Raw genomic sequence first — 17,786 nt, 5'->3', positions numbered from 1 at the left:
TGATTTGATGTTTTGTATTTATTGGTTGGAAACGCCGATCTTAAACTATTTCCCTGCCCAATAATCCACCACCAATACTTTGTCGAGGTGTGGTCCCAGAACGCCGCCAAATGCTTTGTGGGCAGGGTGGGGGAGGTAGGCAGCACGACCTGCTTCTGAATCAAAAGTCAGGAAAAAGCAGTGGGTGAAACCCTGAGCTAGTCCTTCGGGGCTGTTGTTGGTGCCCCATTCAAAACCTTTGATCTCTTGAATTTGGGAAGGCAGCTTGCGAAAAGCATCTTCCACTTTCTTTACATCGGCTGCGCTGGTATTGTCTTTGAATTTAAACATCACTATGTGGCGGAGCACTTTGTCGGTTGATTGTGCGTGGGTGGCTTGCATCATAAAAAAAGCAAGTAAAAAGCTAAGCAATGTTTTCATGAAAAAGTGTGTTTGCAGGCTCCAATATAGGCAAAGCCTTGGCATAAAAATCAACTGCCTGCCCTTTTCTGTACCACTTCGTGGCCCACGCCTGCTGCTGTTGTTTTTTCTTCAAACAAAACTGCATAGCTGGGGCTTTCCGTTTTTTTCCATTTATCCCAAAAAGTAAAATAGAGGCCGTAGTTATATTTAAACTGCTTGTGGTGCAGCGAATGGTGGGTGGCGCCAATCAGCCACCGGCCAAGTGGGTGCTTGTGGAATTTGGCCGGGTATACTTCAATATCCAGGTGGTTGATGACACTGCTGAAGGTCATGAGGGTAAGCTGCAGCAACAACACATAAATATGCATGGGCAGCACCAGTAGCAGCAGTGGAAGAAACAAGGCCTGCAATACCCCTTCAAGCGGGTGAAAAGAAAAGGCCGTCCAGGGTGAGGTGATATTACTGTCGTGGTGCACCTTATGCACAATGCGGAAAACCTTGGGGTGGTGCATCCAGCGGTGCAGCCAATAATAATAAGTTTCGTGGAGCAGCATGGCAATGCCGAGGCTCACCGGCAGCCACCAAACAGGGTATGCGGCCCAATCGGTATATATAAGCGTATAGCCTTTTTGCCACAACACACCCATTATGGCGCCCGCAACGGCAAAAAGCAAAGCTGTGATCATGCTCCATTGTACTTCCTTGCGGAACTGGTCTTTTTTATACGCTTTATTGCTGATCTTTCTTTGTTGCCACCGCTGTGGCTGCCAGCGGTAAAATGCCAGGTGAAACAATCCGGCAATCAGAAAGTAGCGGCCAACTACAATGGCAAATACCACTGCCGTTACGGCCAGGAACCACAAGGGTTGCGAAAGGTCGGGCAGTTGGGACATGAAAGATGTGTGGTTTGTGTTTGGTGTTTTGTCAATAGATGCTTTTCGAAAGTACGAAGAGAAACCTGCTCCAGAACCGCAAACAACAAACCACAAACTTCCTTGTAGTATTAACTTGCTGCGGGCAATTTGATCTTGTAGGTTTTGCCACCACTTACCGTCAGGGAGCGTCCTTTAAGCCAGGGGTTCATGGCGCGCAGTACCTTAAAGGTGGTGCCATTATCGATGGCAAACTGTGCCAGGTTGGGAATAGAACTGCTTACTTCCACTTCGCGGTAGGGCACTTCTTTATACAGGTCCTTTTCTTCCAGTTTGAAGCCCAGCTTTTCGGAGTTCTCCAGCAGGTGCTTGAAGGTGAGGATCCGGAAAATATACCGGTTGGTTTCTTCGGGCAGCAGGAGGTCGTAGTAGTTGGTGGTTTGCTGGTAGGTAGCCTGGCCATTATAGCCGCCCATACCGCAGTTGTATGATGCAGCAGCTGCCGTCCAGCTACCAAATTTCTGGTAAGCAGCTTTCAGGTATTTGCAGGCTGCGTCCGTGGATTTAATGATATCGGAGCGATCGTCTACCTGGTCGTTAGCAGTAAGCCCATAACCCGGAGCGGTGGCATCCATAAACTGCCAGAACCCTTTGGCTCCGGAGCGGGAGGTAGCGCCACTGAGCAGGTTGCTTTCGGCAACACAGAGGTATTTGAAATCATCGGGTACCCCATTGGCCTGCAGCCTTTCGGAAATAATGGGAAAATAGCGGTTGGATAGTTTTTTCAAAAACAATACGTTGGCAGGACTGTAGTAATTGAACAGCAGTTCGCGGTCAAAGCGCTCCTGTACATCCCAGCGATCCAGCGGCACAGCCTCGCCGGCAAAGCTGATTTCCTCCGGTAGTGCCGGTGGTTGCCAGCGGGTCTCCACTTCGTTTCCAAGCTTTTTTTGATCGTCGCGAAATGCAAATACACCCAGCAGGCCCAGGGTCAATAGGCTGCCGGCGGCAATATGGAGCAGGGTTTGTTTGCTGGGCATCATAAGATTCGATTTTGACTGCATATTCAAGTTAACTGCTTTACCCTTTCGGCGGCATTACCCCAGGGGTTTATTTCTTTACCCGCACAACAATGATGCAGGAAAATTGCTTCGCCTGCATCAGCCCAGCTGTTTTGGAAAAACTTTAGGGTGTGCCTTCAATGGTATTGCCGTCACGGCCCACCTCATCGTTGCCCCGGGCAGTGTGCGCAGTGCTGTCGTTGAAGTTGGCATCATCGCCAAATATGCGGGTGCCTTCTTCATCATCCGATGAAATGGTGGTATCTGCATATTCACCCAATTGGGGAACGGTTACATTTTCCTGGCCCGGTATGTCCGAAACATCGGGCAGGTTAATGGTCGTTACTTCGGGCTTCAACTTTTCCTGGTCTTCAGGACTGTCTGGTAAATCAAAAGGCACGGAAGATTGCTGTTCGCCACGAGGGCTATCCGTGAGGTGATCCGATTCGCCGCGGTTGGGTGTATTGTCGGGAGTTGCCATAATTGGTTTTTCAGTTTACTTGAAACATTCATACCAATACCTCTTTTGCAATAGAAAAACTGGATGTCGCACAAAAAAAGGAAGGCAATGCCTTCCTTTCACAACACAACTAAAACCGATAACAATTTAGCAGCAGGTGGTAAAAATGGACCACAGCTGACGGACAACAGGCGCCAATGGGAGATGTACTAAGAAGTCAGTCGTCTGTGGTCTGTTACCTGTGGATTCAGCAAATCCAATTACCTGCCGTATTTATCAATTAAGCAGGTAAGCTCCTGCAAGGCTGTTGACACCCGCAAGTTCAAGGCTTCGCTTTTTAAGCTGGCGTTCCTCGATGCCTTCGATAATGCCATCAGGGCAAACCAGCAACGATACCTGCGGCTTGCGCAGCCATTCGGCAGCTTTCAGTTTGTCGAAGCGGATCACGCCAACAAAGAATTGGCGCTTGTTGGTGATATAAGCTTCGTCGATCCATTCAAAATCTTCACGGCTCACATCACTGTCGCTGGCACAGCTTACAAACACGCGGAGGTAGAAATCATCCGTAAGCTCGGTGCGGAGTGCCGACTTCAGTTTGCGGTATTCGTAGCGGTATTGGTAGCGCAGCGCGGAAATATCACTCAAAACAGCTGAAGCAGTAGGGAAGCGCCCTGCGCCTTTTCCATACAGGAACTGCTTATCGGAAAAAGAGCTCTCGATCACCACGCCGTTGTTTTCGTTGGGTACATCAAACAGTTTGCTTTGGTTGGTAACCAGCTGGGGTAACACAAAGGTGGCCACCTTGCCATTGCTCAGTTTTTTGGCCTGTGCGGTAAGCTTAATCTGCAATCCTTTTTCCGCCGCATAAGTAGCATCCGATGCATGTATCTGGTTGATGCCACGGAACAGGAGCTGGTCGGGGTGGGTAACAATGCCATAGCCATGTGCCAGCAGGATGGTGAGTTTATTCACTGCATCGTAGCCTTCCACGTCCAGCGTGGGATCCGTTTCTGCAAAACCCTGGTCCTGTGCCTGCTGCAATGCTTTGGCATAGGGCAGGTTTTCGGCCAGTATCTTGGTGAGGATAAAGTTGGTGGAGCCGTTTACAATACCGCAAATGCCGCGCAGCAGGTCGTTGTCGTAGTATTCTTCCAGGTTGCGGATTATAGGAATGGCGCCACATACCGCAGCTTCGTACAGGAAGGGAATATCATACTGCTTCTGTAGTTGCAGTAATTCGGGCAGGTGGTGGGCAATTAGTTTTTTGTTGGCACTCACCACGGCCTTGCGACCTTTCAATGCAGTGGTTACAATGTGGTAGGCATCATCCGCGTCGTTGATCAGCTCCACAATCACATTGATCTCGGGATCATTCAGCAGTTCGTCACCATTGGTGGTAAACAGTTCAGGTGGTGCATTGCGGGGCTTTTCGGGATGCTTAACACAAATTTTCTTGATGGTTGCCTGTAAGGATGGCGTTTGCTGCAGTACCTGGTAGATGCCTTCGCCTACTACGCCAAAACCAAAAAGACCGATGGTCAGTTTATTCGCGGTGTTCATGAAAGATATTTTGTGCGGCCGCAGCCGCGGTTTTGAGGGGTAGCTTACCAGGAAAGGCAAAAAAATAGCGCTTCCGGTGTCAGAAGCGCTATTCGTATAATGAGGTATAGAAAACAGCAGGATCTGACTTATCGTTCCCATTACGGGATGGTATTGGCACCTTACCCCGTTTGTAACGGGACAGGTTGTCAAGGCGTCTGTGGGCCATTTCCCTCAGCCTTTCTTGATAAGCGATTTTGTAAGAACTGGTGCGAAGGTAAGGGAAAATGAATATTACCAATTTGATTTTAGGTTTTGCTGCTGTCCATTAATTGCTGGCTACAAGCTACGGCCTTGCAATATTGGAACAACCTTTGGACTATCCACTACCGATTAAAGCAAATTACCCATGAGTACTTATCATTTTAAAACCAACCTTAAATGTTCCGGTTGTGTAGATACCATTAAGCCCGGACTGGATGCATTGCAGCAAAACAACGAAATAGACCGCTGGGAAGTGGACCTGCAAAGTCCTGAAAAGGTGCTGGTAGTGGAAACCCAGAAACTGACTCCTGATATGGTAAAACACCTGTTGCGGGAAAAAGGTTACGAGGCTGAGTTTACCATGGCACCACAAAGCAGGTAGGGGATGTAAGATGTGGGATTTCAGATTTCGGAATCTGTACTACAACAGTTTGTTTACAACTGTAGTTAATTACCGAAATCCGAAATCACACATCCGAAATCACTTCAGGTTTTCATTGATGGTTTGCAACAACCCGTTGCGGTATTCATCCAGCCCCAGCTCCCAGTACATGATGCCACCAAGGTTGTGTTCCTGTACATAACGTGTTTTTAGGGCAATGCTGCGTTTGTCGTCAAAGGTGGCGTACAGTTTCTGATCGCGGTTGTAAGCATAGGGTGCTTTTGCTGTACTGTCCCAATAGGTGGTATAGCCTGCCAGTTCTTTTCCAAAGGTGCGGTAAGGCACAAAGGCTTTGAACTTGCCGGATTGATACAAACCGTTATTTACATCCGCTACGTTTTCCCAAACACGGGCATAAAATGCAGCACCCAGCACGATCTTACTGGCTGGTACGCCTTTGCCAAGAAGGTACTGAATGGCATGGTCGGCAGACTCTTTATTTTCCGTTGTGCTGTACAAGGGTGTATGATGGCCGGTGACGGTAGAAAAACCACTCACCAGGTCGTAGGTCATCATGTTTACAAAACTTACCAGGGGCATCACTGCCTGCCAGTCAACCGATTCATCCAAAAATTTCTGAAAGCCGCCTGCGGCAAAGGTGATGGTAGCGTTTGCGCCCAGTTCGCGGCGCAAGTCTTTTACCAGTTCGGTGAAATTGTTCCGGTCTTCAGGCTTGAACGTGTGACCAGGATAGCCTTCAATGGCCGGGTATTCCCAGTCCAGGTCAATGCCATCGGTTTTGAGGTAGCTGTTCATTTCTTTTACAGAACGGGCAAATGCCTTTCGGCCGGCATCGGTGCCAAACACATCGGAGCAGGGCGCACAGCCGCCCCAGCCGCCAAGCGACAGCAGCACTTTCAATTGTGTGTTCTTTTTTTTCAGGCTTACCATCTTTTGAATCAACAGGGTGTCTTTACGCGAGGACAGGTGAAAACGGTTGCCCTGCACATGACCAAAGCAATAAATAAGATGGGTCATTTGCCGTACATCAAAACTGTCCAGCCGCTCCGCAGTTCCGGAATAATAGGAGATAACAAAAGGCCTGACCTTGCTGGCTTGCTGCGCCATACCTTGCAGGGTAAACAAAAGCAAAGAGAATAGCAAACTGATTGAACGCATAGTGGCTGGGTTTTACTGATTGAAGTAAGAACAATTATGGCATTGACCCAACACCTGTATCGCGGCATTTAGTTTTAACTTGTCACCGCTATGATCTACGATCCAGCCATCATCGAGGAATTGCGCCTTTGGGAAAAGAAAATGACCCGGAGGCCGTCTGTTGCCGGTTACCTCAGCAAGGCGGTTCAAAACCGTATCAACCGGATCATTCCGGAGCAGGTACATAAAGCAGTTACTACTGCCATCAAGCAAATGGTGCGGGGTGTACTGTTTGGAGCCGGGTATATTGGCAAAACCTATCCACCGCCCTCATCCCTTACAGAGCGGGAAATGCTGGTGGAGCAACGGATCAAATTTTACCAGACGGCAGCAGCCACCGAAGGTGGCATTACCGGGGCAGGGGGCATCCTGCTTGGGCTAGCCGATTTTCCCCTGCTATTGGGTTTTAAACTGAAGATGCTTTTTGATATCGCAGGCATGTACGGCTTCGATGCATCGGACTACCGCGAAAGGGTTTACCTCCTGCACATTTTTGAGCTGGCATTCAGCAGCCAGCAACACCGGAAGCTGGTATTTGAAAAAATGAGGGATTGGGATCAAAAGAAAACAACGCTTCCGGAGGATGTACATGCCTTTGACTGGCGTTCATTTCAGCAGGAGTACCGGGATTATATTGACCTGGCAAAGATGGCGCAACTGGTACCGGGAATTGGAGCAGTTGTGGGTGTGGTAGTCAACTACCGTTTGCTCCGGCAGTTGGGAGACACGGCCAGGAACGCCTACCGGATGCGGCTGCTACCGCAGGCTTAAACGGCGTGAACCATGCGCACATGCAGCTGTAAACTGGTTTTACCCGTATAGAAACTCCAGGTCATTGATCTCAAACATTACTTCGCCGTGCACCATGATGGTAATGGCATTGTATTGATGCGGGTGATCCAGTTTTTCGGAATAAAGAATTTCTGTTTCCAGCCCGTTTTCGCAGAGGATGTTGGGAACAATTTCAAGAAAAAGGCGGCCATTAGTGGACTGGTCTTGGAGCTTTTCGAACCGGGGCTCCAGCATGGTATTGTTAACGCAGATCTCGCCAATAACATATAGGGTTGCAGTGGTAGATTCGGTGGTATGTTCTATATCAACCCAGGCTTCCCAGAGGTCGATGTTATGCATTGTGGTGTTTACGGTCATGGTTAAGTATTGTAGCACGAATGTAGGTTAGGGCGGTGTAAAGAAGCATGTGGTTAATACTTGGTTTGGATAGGTATTTTTACGTATAAATGTAGCCTGTTTTTGTTTATGAAGGTGTAGTATAAATATCGCGGCTGTTGCCTTGCGGTAAAACAATAGCCCCGGCAGATGCGGGGCTATTGTTTTGATTTGTGTTCTTATATAAAACCTGAAGGGCTTTGTGCACTCCGGGTTTAGGCTCCTTTAAGATTCCTCAGCGTAAGCGCTCACCGGCTCGCAGGTACACTGCAGGTTGCGATCGCCATAAGTGTTGTTTACCCGGTTAACCGAAGGCCAGAACTTATTCAGCTTAACGTAAGGCAGGGGGAATGCTGCCAGTTCGCGGCTGTAAGGTTTGTGCCACTCGTCGCTGCACACCTGGAACTGTGTATGCGGTGCATTCTTCAGCGGGTTGTCCTTGCGGTCGAGTGCACCTTCCTCAATCATCGCAATCTCGCGGCGGATGCTCAGCATGGCATCGCAGAAGCGGTCCAGTTCTTCCTTGTCTTCGCTCTCTGTAGGCTCAATCATGATGGTGCCTGGTACAGGGAAGCTCATGGTAGGCGCATGGAAGCCATAGTCCTGCAGGCGCTTGGCCACATCTTCTGCCTCGATTTCTGCGCTCTTCTTAAAGGGACGCAGGTCTACGATGAACTCGTGTGCACACTCGCCGTTATGGTTGGTGTACAGGATATCGAATTGATCTTTCAAGCGGGCACGCATATAGTTGGCGTTGAGGATCGCATACTCGGTAGCCTTGCGAACACCATCAGGACCCAGCATACGGATGTAGGCATAGGAGATCAGGAGGATGGATGCGGAGCCAAAGGGGGCTGCCGATACCGAACCGGTATTGCCTTCGTTCACATGACCGGGGAGGAAAGGAGCGAGGTGCTCTTTCACACAGATGGGGCCCATGCCGGGACCACCACCGCCGTGCGGGATAGCAAAGGTCTTGTGCAGGTTGAGGTGGCAAACATCAGCACCGATCAAACCAGGCGCAGTCAAACCAACCTGTGCGTTCATGTTGGCGCCATCCATATATACCTGTCCGCCATGCTCGTGGATGATGGCCGTGATATCTTTCACGGTTTCTTCATACACACCATAGGTGCTGGGGTAGGTGATCATAATACCCGAAAGGTTGGCGGAGTGCTGCTCGGCTTTTGCCTTCAGGTCTTCAACGTCGATATAACCATTCTCCAGTGCTTTTACTACTACGACTTTCATACCTGCCATTACCGCCGATGCAGGATTGGTGCCGTGTGCCGAAATGGGAATCAGCATCACGTTGCGGTGGTGGTTACCACGGCTTTCGTGGTAGCCTTTGATGGCCAGCAGGCCGGCGTATTCGCCCTGCGCACCGCTGTTGGGTTGCATGCTGCAGGCATCGAAAGCAGTGATCTCGCAGAGGTAGCGACTCAGTTCCTTTACCATGTACTGGTAACCACCGGCCTGCTCCTTGGGAGCAAAGGGATGGATTTTAGCCCAATGGCTCCAGCTCAGGGGAATCATTTCAGAAGCGGCGTTCAGCTTCATGGTGCAGGAACCCAAAGAGATCATGCTGTGGTTCAGCGACAGGTCTTTGTTCTCCAGCATTTTGATATAACGCATCATCTGCGTTTCGCTGTGGTGGCTGTTAAACACCGGGTGCGTAAGGAACTCCGACGTACGGGTCAACGCAGAAGGAATATGTTCCAGCGTAGCATTGTGCTCGATCTGGAAAGCCACGGGGTCTACATCGTTTACAAACGAATTGATTACATCGAAGAGATCGGTTGTAGCCGTGGTTTCATCGATGGCAATGCCAATGTGCTGGTTGTCGTAAAAACGGAAGTTGAGGTGCTGGCGCTCTGCCTTTTGGCGGAACGGTGTCACATCATCAACCTTGATCACCACAGTATCAAAGAAGTTGTTATGCACTACTTCAAAGCCCAGTTCACTCACCTTGTTGGCAAGGGTTTGCGCCAGCAGGGCAATGCGCTTGGCAATATTAATTAAGCCATCGGGACCATGGAACACGGCATACATGGCAGCCATATTGGCCAGCAGTGCCTGCGCGGTACAGATGTTGGAAGTGGCTTTCTCACGCTTGATGTGTTGCTCGCGGGTTTGCAGCGCCATGCGCAGGCAGCGGTTGCCCTGTGCATCGATGCTCACCCCAATGATGCGGCCAGGCATGTTGCGTTTGAATTCGTCTTTGGCTGCAAAGAAAGCAGCGTGCGGACCACCGTAACCCAGGGGCACACCAAAGCGTTGTGCCGAACCAAAAGCCACATCGGCACCCAGCTCACCGGGAGGCGTGATGAGGGTAAGCGCCAGCAGGTCGGTAGCCATGGCAATATAGGCACCTACTGCGTGTACACTTTGTACAAAGCCACGATAGTCTTCGATAGAGCCTTTGTCGTTGGGGTATTGCACCAGCGCACCAAAATAGGTTTCATCCAACTGCGCCTGGCGGTAGTCGCCAAATACCAGTTCGATGCCCAGCGGTGTGCCGCGGGTTACCAGCAGGTCCTTGGTTTGGGGGAACGTATCATGGTCCACAAAGAATTTGGGACGGGTGATGTTTTCGCTCTTGTTGAGGAAAGAGAAGAACATGGCCATGGCCTCGGCGGCGGCAGTGCCTTCATCCAGGAGGGATGCGTTGGCAATAGGCAGCGCGGTGAGGTCGCTTACCATGGTTTGATAATTCAGCAGGCTTTCCAGTCGGCCCTGGGCGATCTCGGCCTGGTAGGGCGTATACTGCGTATACCAACCTGGATTCTCGAAGATGTTGCGCAGGATCACGCTGGGCGTGATGGTATCGTAATAACCCTGGCCGATGTAATTTTTAAACACCTTGTTCTCCAGCGAAACTTCCTTGATGTGCTGGAGGTACTCGAACTCGCTCATGGGAGCAGGCAGGTCGAGGCTCTTGTTCATCCGGATCTCTGCGGGTACGGTGCTGTCGATCAGTTCCTCGAGGCTTGATACACCAATCACGCGGAGCATTTCCTGCATCTGCGATTCATCGGGACCAATATGCCGGCGCTGAAACTCCGTTGCTTGTCTTTCCAAAAAGCTCATATAAAGGGGTGCTTTATTTAAGGTGCCAAAGTTACACCCTTGCACCAACACTTTCCGGCGTGCTAAAGTTGTGATTTGTTAAGAGTTGTGCATAAAAACGATGGTGTTAAAGCTTTGTAGGCGAAAACCTTTTTTCATGCAACAAATTCCAGGTTAAAGTTGCTTTCATTTAGTAATCGGGAAGCTTTTTTAGATAAAAGTAGAGCTGCCGGTTAGATAATTTATTTCCTATTAAAATGGCTTTGTTGGGTAAAACAGCGGCTGTTGTTGTTCCTGCTTTATTGGGGAGTTATTGCTTTTCAGAGCTTATCTCGGGATCAGGTCGGTAGGTAAAATGATGGCAAAAACATTTCGGTTGCCCCGGCTGAAGCCCGGGTCGAGCAGGTAGCTGTAACGAATGCCTATGGATGTTTCCAGTTGGTTCATGAGCTTCAGGTCGAAAAACAACTCTGTGCCGGCACTACGCAGTCTCCGCCTATCCGCCTGATTGTATTGCCATACCTCCGAATAGTCATAATAGAGGTTGGAGCGCAAGCGGAGCAGGTATACCAGGCCGCCAAATCCCCAATCGGGATAGGCAATAGGAAAATGGTAGTTGGCCGACACCCGCCACATACGTGGTAAGTAGTAATCAGCATAACCCCGTGCATTGGCAAAGCGGTTGGAGAAAAGTGCCAGTGCCGTATCGGTTGCCTGTACCGCACCTGAAAGCACGAGGCTATGGTTGCGCCAGGAGGGGAGGTACAGCTGTCCGCTGGCCAGCCATTGGTATCGGTTGCCACCCAGTTGATGGCGGTAGGATGGCGAAAGGGTATAACCCAATTTTGGAAAAATATGCTGCCTTGCCCTTGGCAGGTACTGGCTCCAGCTGATGGCATGCGCCAGGTAGGTGCGGTTGCGGGCAAGAAAAGGATTTTCTTTATGCTGGGGCATCAGCCTGTTGAAATTGATGCTGCTGCCAAACCGTAAAATTTTGTAGGTCTTGCCTTGCGTAAAGTTGAGCGGTATGGTATAACCCGCCCTTGTTTCCCATTGTTGAAAAACCTGGGTGCCCCGGGTTGTACGCAGTTGCCTGTTAAAAGTGTAATCGGCACCGGCAGTAAGTACGGGGTAAAACCCGCCATATGCCAGGTTGGCCCCAAATGCATGGGAACGTTCGTTCTGGTTGTAGCGGTAAAAGGCCGATGCATCCAGGGTGTTGAGGATATTATTGCTTAGGGCAGTAAAACTCAGTTCGGGATCTTCGTAAAAAGGGCGCCAGCTGTGCAGGTTCAGCAACCCGGTTCCTTTTGCATACCGGCTGGTTGCAAAACGCTGGGTTTCTGTTTGCAACAGGTTGATGCTGTCCCCGGCAACTGCGAAGCGGGGCGACACACCGGCCAAAGCCTCTTTTGAAAGCGGCACACCCTGCACCGGGAAGCCCTGGATGCGCAATCCATTAACTGTAAAATTGGAAAACAAAAGACTATCACCATGTACAGAAACAAAGTAATTGCCTGTGGAGGCCCTCGTGTACCTGCTTAGTTGGTCATTTGTCACATCGTAGGCATACACATCGTCACTGCCCGATGCCGATGCGCTGAAGAAGACCTTTTTTCCCTGGACAAATGGATAACCCATGGCGTTGAACCCGCCATAAACAAGAATCTGCTGCTTTCCGGTTTGGAGGTCCCATTGGTGCAGGGCCACCGAACCATTGCGCCTGCGGTGTACCACCACGATATGATCTTCATCCAAAAAGCGGGGATGGAAAAAGAAGGTGCCTTCGCCTACCACCAGTTCCTGCAGCAGTGCCCCGGTGTTTGCATTCAATATGTGCAGGCGGGTTCTTGTTGCCGAATCCACATGTACCGCTACGATCTTTTTGCCTGAAGGCGAAAGGTCGGGGGTAAAGTAACGGGCTTTGCGGGTTAGGGTGCGTTCTTTCCGGGTAGCGATATCCAGCAAAACAATATTGCTATAGTCGGTCAGGTTCCAGCGTGGATCAGTAGCATATGCCGTGTAGGCGATGGTGCCATTGCGGTAGCTTAGCCAGTTTTCGCTGCTGATGTCGCGCAAATTGATGATATGCGTGCCCTTGGCATCCTGCAACATAAAACGCGAAAGCGAGCGATAAGTTTGTTCCAGGTACAATAATGAGTCTTTACCAATAGCCATGGGAAAGTACTGGTTGCGTACCAGGCCCGCAGGTTGGCTGCGTTTTTCTACCTCGGCCTCTTGCTGGTAATTGGCAAAAGCGTCCGCAACAAAGGTCCGGAAGCTTTTACCCGTATGTGCTTTTATTGCCGAACGCATGGGTGTGGGCAAACGCCTGAAAGCACTGGCATCGGCAATAACCTTTTGCCAAAAATCTTCGCCATAAGTTTTATATCCAAAATTGGCGAGCAGGTAACCAAACTGGTAGTGGTTGGGCACATAGTCTTTCAGCGAGCCGTTCATCCACTTCATCAGGCTGTAGTCGCGGCCCGCTTCCCAGATGCTGAGCGGGCCACTGGTGAAATAAGGGGTGCGGCCGCGGCCCTGTGGTGTAAGCGCTGTTTCGGCATGTACGGCATCGCCTTCAAAAAACCAGTTGGGAACCGTTAATGCGTTGGCCAGTGCCTGTCCTTCTTCTCCCAGCACAACGCGGAAGGCTTTGGTAAGTCCCCGGTACATGTTGTTGTACTGTTGCACATGCCGGTACTCGTGTATGGCCAGTTGCTCGTGGAAGGGAATGGCGCCCTGCTCAAATAGGTCGGAGCCGGGAATGAGGTAATACTCGCTACGGAAGGGGCCCAGGCCCACGTATCCATTGGCAAGCGTGGTATTGTTGTGCAGTACAATGTTGATCTTTTGCAGGCGGTTGCCCAATGCTGTGGGCTTTGTTGCCGCCATGCGGTGCACCAGTGTGGCTACCCTTTGAGCCAATGCTTCCGATGGCGCCTGGAAAATAATGCGGGCAGTGTCGGTGTTAATCTGCTGCCACCGGGTGTAGGGCGAAAAGCCGCCAAACTGTTGGGCAAAACTTTGGGTACAAATCAATAGCAACGCCAGGGTAAGCCGCACCATAATCATCGGGGTTGATGATTGAAGATAACCAGAACCGGAGATTTGTATGATTAGAAATGATTTGTAAGAACCTGTGATTTGCAGAATTGGGAAAGATGAATAGGAAGGGTTGATTGATGATTATTATTTATTGAATATTTGTTTCAAGCCTGTTCAGCAAGCTGGCTTGCTCAAAACAAATAATGGAGCATTCTTTAAGCCCAATACCTAATACCTAATCACCAATCTCAAATTCCCTCACCCCACTTCCTTCCAGGTATGATCGGCCAGCAATTGCACAGCGGCTACGTGGCGGTTGTAGGGCATGGCGCCGCCCCACTCCCTTGGTGAGATCAGGGAAAGGATATGGTTGCCGTCGTTCTTTTCATATAAATAATACACTTGGCCGATTTCTGGTTTGAAGGAAAGCTTTGCGCTGTAAATCATCATCGAAAGCTCCTTTCGTTTGTGGATTTCCTGTGCCTGCATGGCTAGCAGTTCCACCTGCTTTCTGATCTGCTCCAGTTGCATGTTGGTCTGCTCCTCCATGGCAGTTAGCGCCTTGTGTTTGATAACTCCTTCCTTGGTGGGCCTGATTACCGCACCTGACACGGACGCAGCATAGGGCAGTACGCTCATTTGTTTATGGTACAGCTCTGTGTTGGTGAAAGCCTTCCCATCAGGCTTTTGTCCTTGCTGCATTACTTTAAGGTAGCCGTTGGGTTGAATTTCGTGTGCAATGTGAAGCACCTGGGTGCCTGCACGAAAAAAAAGCAGGTCAAAAGAGATAGAGTCAATTATCTTCACCTCTACGCTATCTGCTATTTCAGGATAGGGAAAACAATGTGGTGCGCCGTCCGCAATTACTTGGTACCTCGTGCTGAAACCTTGTTGCTCCAGGGTAACCCAGCTATGGCTTACAGAAAGCAGTTTTTCTCCTTCCACACTTTCCAGTTGGTACAAACCGCTTTGTGGCCTGCTGCCGTCTTCATAACTACCTTTCTCCGGAAACAACTGCCAGCTGCCTAAAAAGTTATATAACTGTACCATGTGGATGGGTAAACAACAATAGAAGAAGAATAGTTCGGAACCGCAGATTTGTATGGTTAAAAATGGTTTTTATAGATGTGGTTTTTCTACTTCTAATTGGATCTGTATTCGTTTGATTTTACAAGAATTTTCGGAGACTAAAGCTCTCGAACAAATGTTAGGCTAGAGTCTGCCGGTTAAATTGTACCGAAATATCGATGTTCAATTTACCTTTTATGCATATTCCCGCTTTATCGTTAACGCTCCTGTATGATTATAATTCTTGGTAATCATTTTTAATCATACAAATCAGCGGTTCAGTTCTTTTTCCATAACAATAAACTCCAATTGCTGTTTAGGTAAGCCAAACTTAGGATCATTGGGAAAAGGTTGTTTTTCACCCGTTGGGTGGTAGCCATGTCGTTGGTACCACGCAATAAGCGTGTCTCTGACGCTTATTACTGTCATCCGCATTTTGTAAATACCACCCTTTTTTGCCAGGTCTTCGCCTGCATACATTAACTGCTTGCCAATACCGCTGTTTTGCAATTGTGGGTTCACGGTCAGCATACCCAGGTACATAGCATCGGGTTGCTGCTCCAGGTAAACGCAGCCTGCCAGGGCTCCTGCCTGGTCTGTAGCTTTCAGAATGGTCGCCCCGGGTTTGTTCAGGATATCGTTCAGGCCTGCTGCTGTGATGCGGATGCCGTCGAGCAGGTCGGCCTCAGTGGTCCAGCCGGCCCGGGAGCTGTCACCCCGGTAAGCGCTGTTCACCAACTTATCCAACTCCATTATGTCTTGCTTGGTTGCTGCCGAAATGGTGAATGTTGTAGACATGGCGCGAAGATAAAGTGCGCAGAAAAGAAAGAGAGCCGCATGCGGCTCTTCGGAAGTTTCCTGGGTGCGACCTTGATTGTTCACAGGAATGGATCCATATTATATGATGTGCACCGGGTGATGCACAATGATCAGGATGCTAAGTCTTTCAAACTGCTTACCAGAACATAAAAGATAGCGCCAATAAAGGTCAGTATCAGCACCATCACGGTTATGGTGGCACCCCAGTTGAAATCATCTTTGTTTTCAATTACCTGAAAAGTACGCACGGTGTCTTGCTGCTTCATGCTTCGTGTTTTTATTGCCTATAACGATATAGGCACAAAAGCATGCCGCTTTTAATTCCTGTTTAAACTTCAAGAATATCAAGGGTAAGGTGGGGAGGGGCGACCTCAATACGTGGTGTATTGGCTTGTATATAATAAAAAACAGCCTTGCATGATAAGGCTGTTAATTCTTTCGGTCGCAGTTGGGCGGTTGGATCAATGCCGGATTAAGCAGGACTGTTCAGCAACAGGTACAAACTTGCTGCACCAAAAAGTACAAAGAACAGGATCAGGAAAAAAGCGATCTTGTTTTGGATCTGTTTGAAGCTAGGTTGTTCCATGGGGCGGGATTTATAGTTTTTCATAATGACCGTTTTTGTTCCATTAGGGGAATAACGTGCCATTTTTACTAAAACGGCTCAAAGGTAGGCGCTCTTTAGTGTATGGGCAAGTTTTAAACTTAGAGGGTTATTGCCCGTTGGCATTCTTTTTACTTTTGCGCTCTTATGTATGCGCGTAACGAAGCTTCACAAATAAGACAGGAATTCTGGACCGCCTTTGGGTTATACATGCATCCCGTGCTTTCTGCTGAAGGAGAAAAAATCAATTGGGTCAATTATAAAACAGGTGAAAAGAACCTTCATTTCCGCATGGATGCCGGGAACCGTTCTGCCTTAATTGCCATTGAACTCCGCCACCACGATGATGGTTTGCGACAGATTTACTACGAACAACTGCTGCAATTAAAACCCTCATTAGAAGCACACCTTCAGGAAAGCTGGTCCTGGGAGCCTGCGTTTACCGACGATCACGGTCGCACCATCAGCAGGGTGGTGCTGGAACTGGATGGTGTAAGCGTGATGCGCAAGGACGATTGGCCAAAACTGGTTTCATTTCTAAAGCCGCGCATCATTGCGCTCGATGCATTCTGGAGTGAGGCCCGGTACTTTTTCGAAGCTTTACGTTCTTAAGAATTCTCTTTGGTGCGGTGACAAATGATTTCTATTGAAAAGCTGAATGCAAGGGCAAAAGCAATGGCCTGCCACAGCGATTGTTCTTTAACAAAGGAAACGATCATCATAATAAAGCAAAACAAGCTTACCATCACGGTAAGGGCGTTCTTTTCGGAGAAATACTTTTTCATGTATGGTAACGATTGTGGTGGTTTTCTTAAGTGAAGCAAAAATACTTGGGGATATTATTGAATGTATTGCCGGATCGGCAAAGACGGAATTTTTATCGGCAAAGCTTTGTTAAAGCCAGTTATTGCTGGGTTTCAGCCTGTTGTTGTTTTCCGAATGGCATTGCGTAAATTGGTTGGCTAATCATTTCCCATGCGATACCTTGCCACAACCATGATTTTACTTGTTTGTATGGCTTTTGTGCCTGCAACACGTTTGCAACAAAAAGTAGCAGGTGCTTGGATTGGCCAGGAAAACGGGGTTACACATGTTTTACTGGTAACAGACAATTACCTAAGCCTGACTGCTTACAATCAGGAAGATCGATTGTTCCTGTATACGTTAGGCGGACCGGTGCAGGTAAAGAAAGATCAATTGGAGCTAACCTGCGAGTTCCACTCCCTGGACACTACCAAGGTTGGTACACCTTTACTATTGCCCATGCGCTTCAATAAGGAAATGCTTACGGATGTTGAAGCACCTATATATAATAATGTAGCGTTGCCAAAAAAATGGAAGCAATTGGATTATGGTACTTCGGGTTTATCTGGTAATTGGCAGATTACAAAAAGAATGCAGGAGGGTAGCCTGCAAACCATTCACCAAACAGGATCACGAAAAACAATTAAACTGCTAACAGGTACCAGGTTTCAGTGGGTAGCTATTGATCCGGGTGCAAAAGGCTTTTACGGAACAGGTGGTGGTGAGTACACCTTTAAGGAGGGTAAGTACACCGAGCATATCGCATTCTTCTCCAGGGATAGCAGCAGGGTAGGGGCAAGTCTTTCGTTTAATGGGAAATTGGAAAATGGAGCGTGGCATCACAGTGGAAAGAGTTCCAGAGGCGATCATATATATGAAGTGTGGACTAGAAAATAATGAAATGGACATCAGGTGTTCAGTTCAAGCAATAATTATAGCCCAATAAACTATTAAGAACTTATTTAGAAACGCTTGATTGTTGGTAATGTTACGCTCCCTATCTTTGCAC

18 protein-coding genes and 1 riboswitch are annotated in these 17,786 nt (G+C 48.8%); of the genes, 4 read left to right on the top strand and 14 right to left on the bottom strand.

The features are described 5' to 3' along the window. Positions 1–45: 45 nt before the first annotated feature. From BUE76_RS17360 to BUE76_RS17340, 5 genes are all read right to left on the bottom strand, one after another. Entirely contained in the window at positions 46–420 is a 375-nt protein-coding gene (locus BUE76_RS17360; RefSeq protein ID WP_083596511.1) for a Dabb family protein, read from the bottom strand. Between the two features lie 50 nt (positions 421–470). Next, positions 471–1,295: a sterol desaturase family protein gene (locus tag BUE76_RS17355; RefSeq protein WP_073043208.1), complete on the bottom strand. Its 825-nt coding sequence runs from the start codon at positions 1,293–1,295 to the stop codon at positions 471–473. Positions 1,296–1,405: 110 nt separating this feature from the next. Continuing rightward, positions 1,406–2,317 carry a lytic transglycosylase domain-containing protein gene (locus BUE76_RS17350; protein WP_216820675.1) on the bottom strand — a complete coding sequence of 304 codons (912 nt, stop codon included), beginning with the start codon at positions 2,315–2,317 and terminating at the stop codon, positions 1,406–1,408. Between the two features lie 142 nt (positions 2,318–2,459). Continuing rightward, positions 2,460–2,816 (bottom strand): hypothetical protein, encoded by a 357-nt coding sequence (locus BUE76_RS17345; RefSeq protein ID WP_073043206.1) that lies wholly within the window; start codon positions 2,814–2,816, stop codon positions 2,460–2,462. A gap of 255 nt (positions 2,817–3,071) precedes the next feature. Beyond that, on the bottom strand, positions 3,072–4,355 hold the full coding sequence (locus tag BUE76_RS17340) for a homoserine dehydrogenase (protein WP_073043204.1): 1,284 nt from the start codon (positions 4,353–4,355) through the stop codon (positions 3,072–3,074). Positions 4,356–4,480: 125 nt separating this feature from the next. Further along, positions 4,481–4,588: riboswitch (SAM riboswitch) on the bottom strand. 155 nt (positions 4,589–4,743) lie between these two features. Here BUE76_RS17340 and BUE76_RS17335 point away from each other — a divergent pair. Continuing rightward, positions 4,744–4,980, top strand: a complete 237-nt coding sequence (locus BUE76_RS17335) for a heavy-metal-associated domain-containing protein (protein ID WP_073043203.1) — start codon at positions 4,744–4,746, stop codon at positions 4,978–4,980. A 99-nt stretch (positions 4,981–5,079) separates the two neighbouring features. On the opposite strand, the gene BUE76_RS17330 is transcribed toward BUE76_RS17335, so the two are convergent. Continuing rightward, positions 5,080–6,159, bottom strand: a complete 1,080-nt coding sequence (locus BUE76_RS17330) for a glycoside hydrolase family 18 protein (RefSeq protein ID WP_073043201.1) — start codon at positions 6,157–6,159, stop codon at positions 5,080–5,082. A gap of 90 nt (positions 6,160–6,249) precedes the next feature. On the opposite strand from BUE76_RS17330, the gene BUE76_RS17325 reads away from it, so the two are divergent. After that, a complete protein-coding gene (locus BUE76_RS17325) occupies positions 6,250–6,969 on the top strand; it encodes an EcsC family protein (RefSeq protein ID WP_073043199.1) in 720 nt (239 codons plus the stop codon). Positions 6,970–7,008: 39 nt separating this feature from the next. On the opposite strand, the gene BUE76_RS17320 is transcribed toward BUE76_RS17325, so the two are convergent. The 7 genes from BUE76_RS17320 to BUE76_RS24555 form a co-directional block, all read right to left on the bottom strand. Then, positions 7,009–7,329: a hypothetical protein gene (locus BUE76_RS17320; RefSeq protein ID WP_143157300.1), complete on the bottom strand. Its 321-nt coding sequence runs from the start codon at positions 7,327–7,329 to the stop codon at positions 7,009–7,011. Between the two features lie 261 nt (positions 7,330–7,590). After that, positions 7,591–10,455 (bottom strand): aminomethyl-transferring glycine dehydrogenase, encoded by a 2,865-nt coding sequence (gene gcvP / locus BUE76_RS17315; RefSeq protein WP_073043194.1) that lies wholly within the window; start codon positions 10,453–10,455, stop codon positions 7,591–7,593. Between the two features lie 306 nt (positions 10,456–10,761). Continuing rightward, a complete protein-coding gene (locus tag BUE76_RS17310) occupies positions 10,762–13,503 on the bottom strand; it encodes a TolB family protein (protein WP_073043192.1) in 2,742 nt (913 codons plus the stop codon). Between the two features lie 237 nt (positions 13,504–13,740). Continuing rightward, positions 13,741–14,532, bottom strand: coding sequence for a DUF2452 domain-containing protein (locus BUE76_RS24780; protein WP_216820674.1), 792 nt, complete (start codon positions 14,530–14,532; stop codon positions 13,741–13,743). 288 nt (positions 14,533–14,820) lie between these two features. Continuing rightward, positions 14,821–15,348, bottom strand: a complete 528-nt coding sequence (locus BUE76_RS17300) for a GNAT family N-acetyltransferase (RefSeq protein ID WP_073043190.1) — start codon at positions 15,346–15,348, stop codon at positions 14,821–14,823. Between the two features lie 131 nt (positions 15,349–15,479). Continuing rightward, the gene (locus BUE76_RS24560) at positions 15,480–15,635 is read right to left on the bottom strand and encodes a hypothetical protein (protein WP_158069997.1); all 156 of its coding nucleotides are present in this window, start codon (positions 15,633–15,635) and stop codon (positions 15,480–15,482) included. 206 nt (positions 15,636–15,841) lie between these two features. Continuing rightward, positions 15,842–15,979, bottom strand: a complete 138-nt coding sequence (locus tag BUE76_RS24555; protein ID WP_158069996.1) for a hypothetical protein — start codon at positions 15,977–15,979, stop codon at positions 15,842–15,844. 141 nt (positions 15,980–16,120) lie between these two features. Here BUE76_RS24555 and BUE76_RS17295 point away from each other — a divergent pair, with 141 nt between their 5' ends. Next, positions 16,121–16,585, top strand: a complete 465-nt coding sequence (locus tag BUE76_RS17295; protein ID WP_073043188.1) for a DUF4268 domain-containing protein — start codon at positions 16,121–16,123, stop codon at positions 16,583–16,585. Here BUE76_RS17295 and BUE76_RS24550 read toward each other — a convergent pair. Next, positions 16,582–16,758 (bottom strand): hypothetical protein, encoded by a 177-nt coding sequence (locus tag BUE76_RS24550; protein WP_158069995.1) that lies wholly within the window; start codon positions 16,756–16,758, stop codon positions 16,582–16,584. The genes BUE76_RS17295 and BUE76_RS24550 overlap by 4 nt on opposite strands. Positions 16,759–16,969: 211 nt before the next feature. Between BUE76_RS24550 and BUE76_RS17290 the strand changes: the two genes are divergently transcribed. Further along, on the top strand, positions 16,970–17,674 hold the full coding sequence (locus BUE76_RS17290; RefSeq protein ID WP_143157299.1) for a hypothetical protein: 705 nt from the start codon (positions 16,970–16,972) through the stop codon (positions 17,672–17,674). Positions 17,675–17,786: the final 112 nt, after the last annotated feature.

Source organism: Cnuella takakiae (genome assembly GCF_001953305.1).
Taxonomy (GTDB): Bacteria; Bacteroidota; Bacteroidia; order Chitinophagales; family Chitinophagaceae; genus Flavisolibacter; species Flavisolibacter takakiae.
This window is presented reverse-complemented; position numbering and strand designations above follow the sequence as displayed.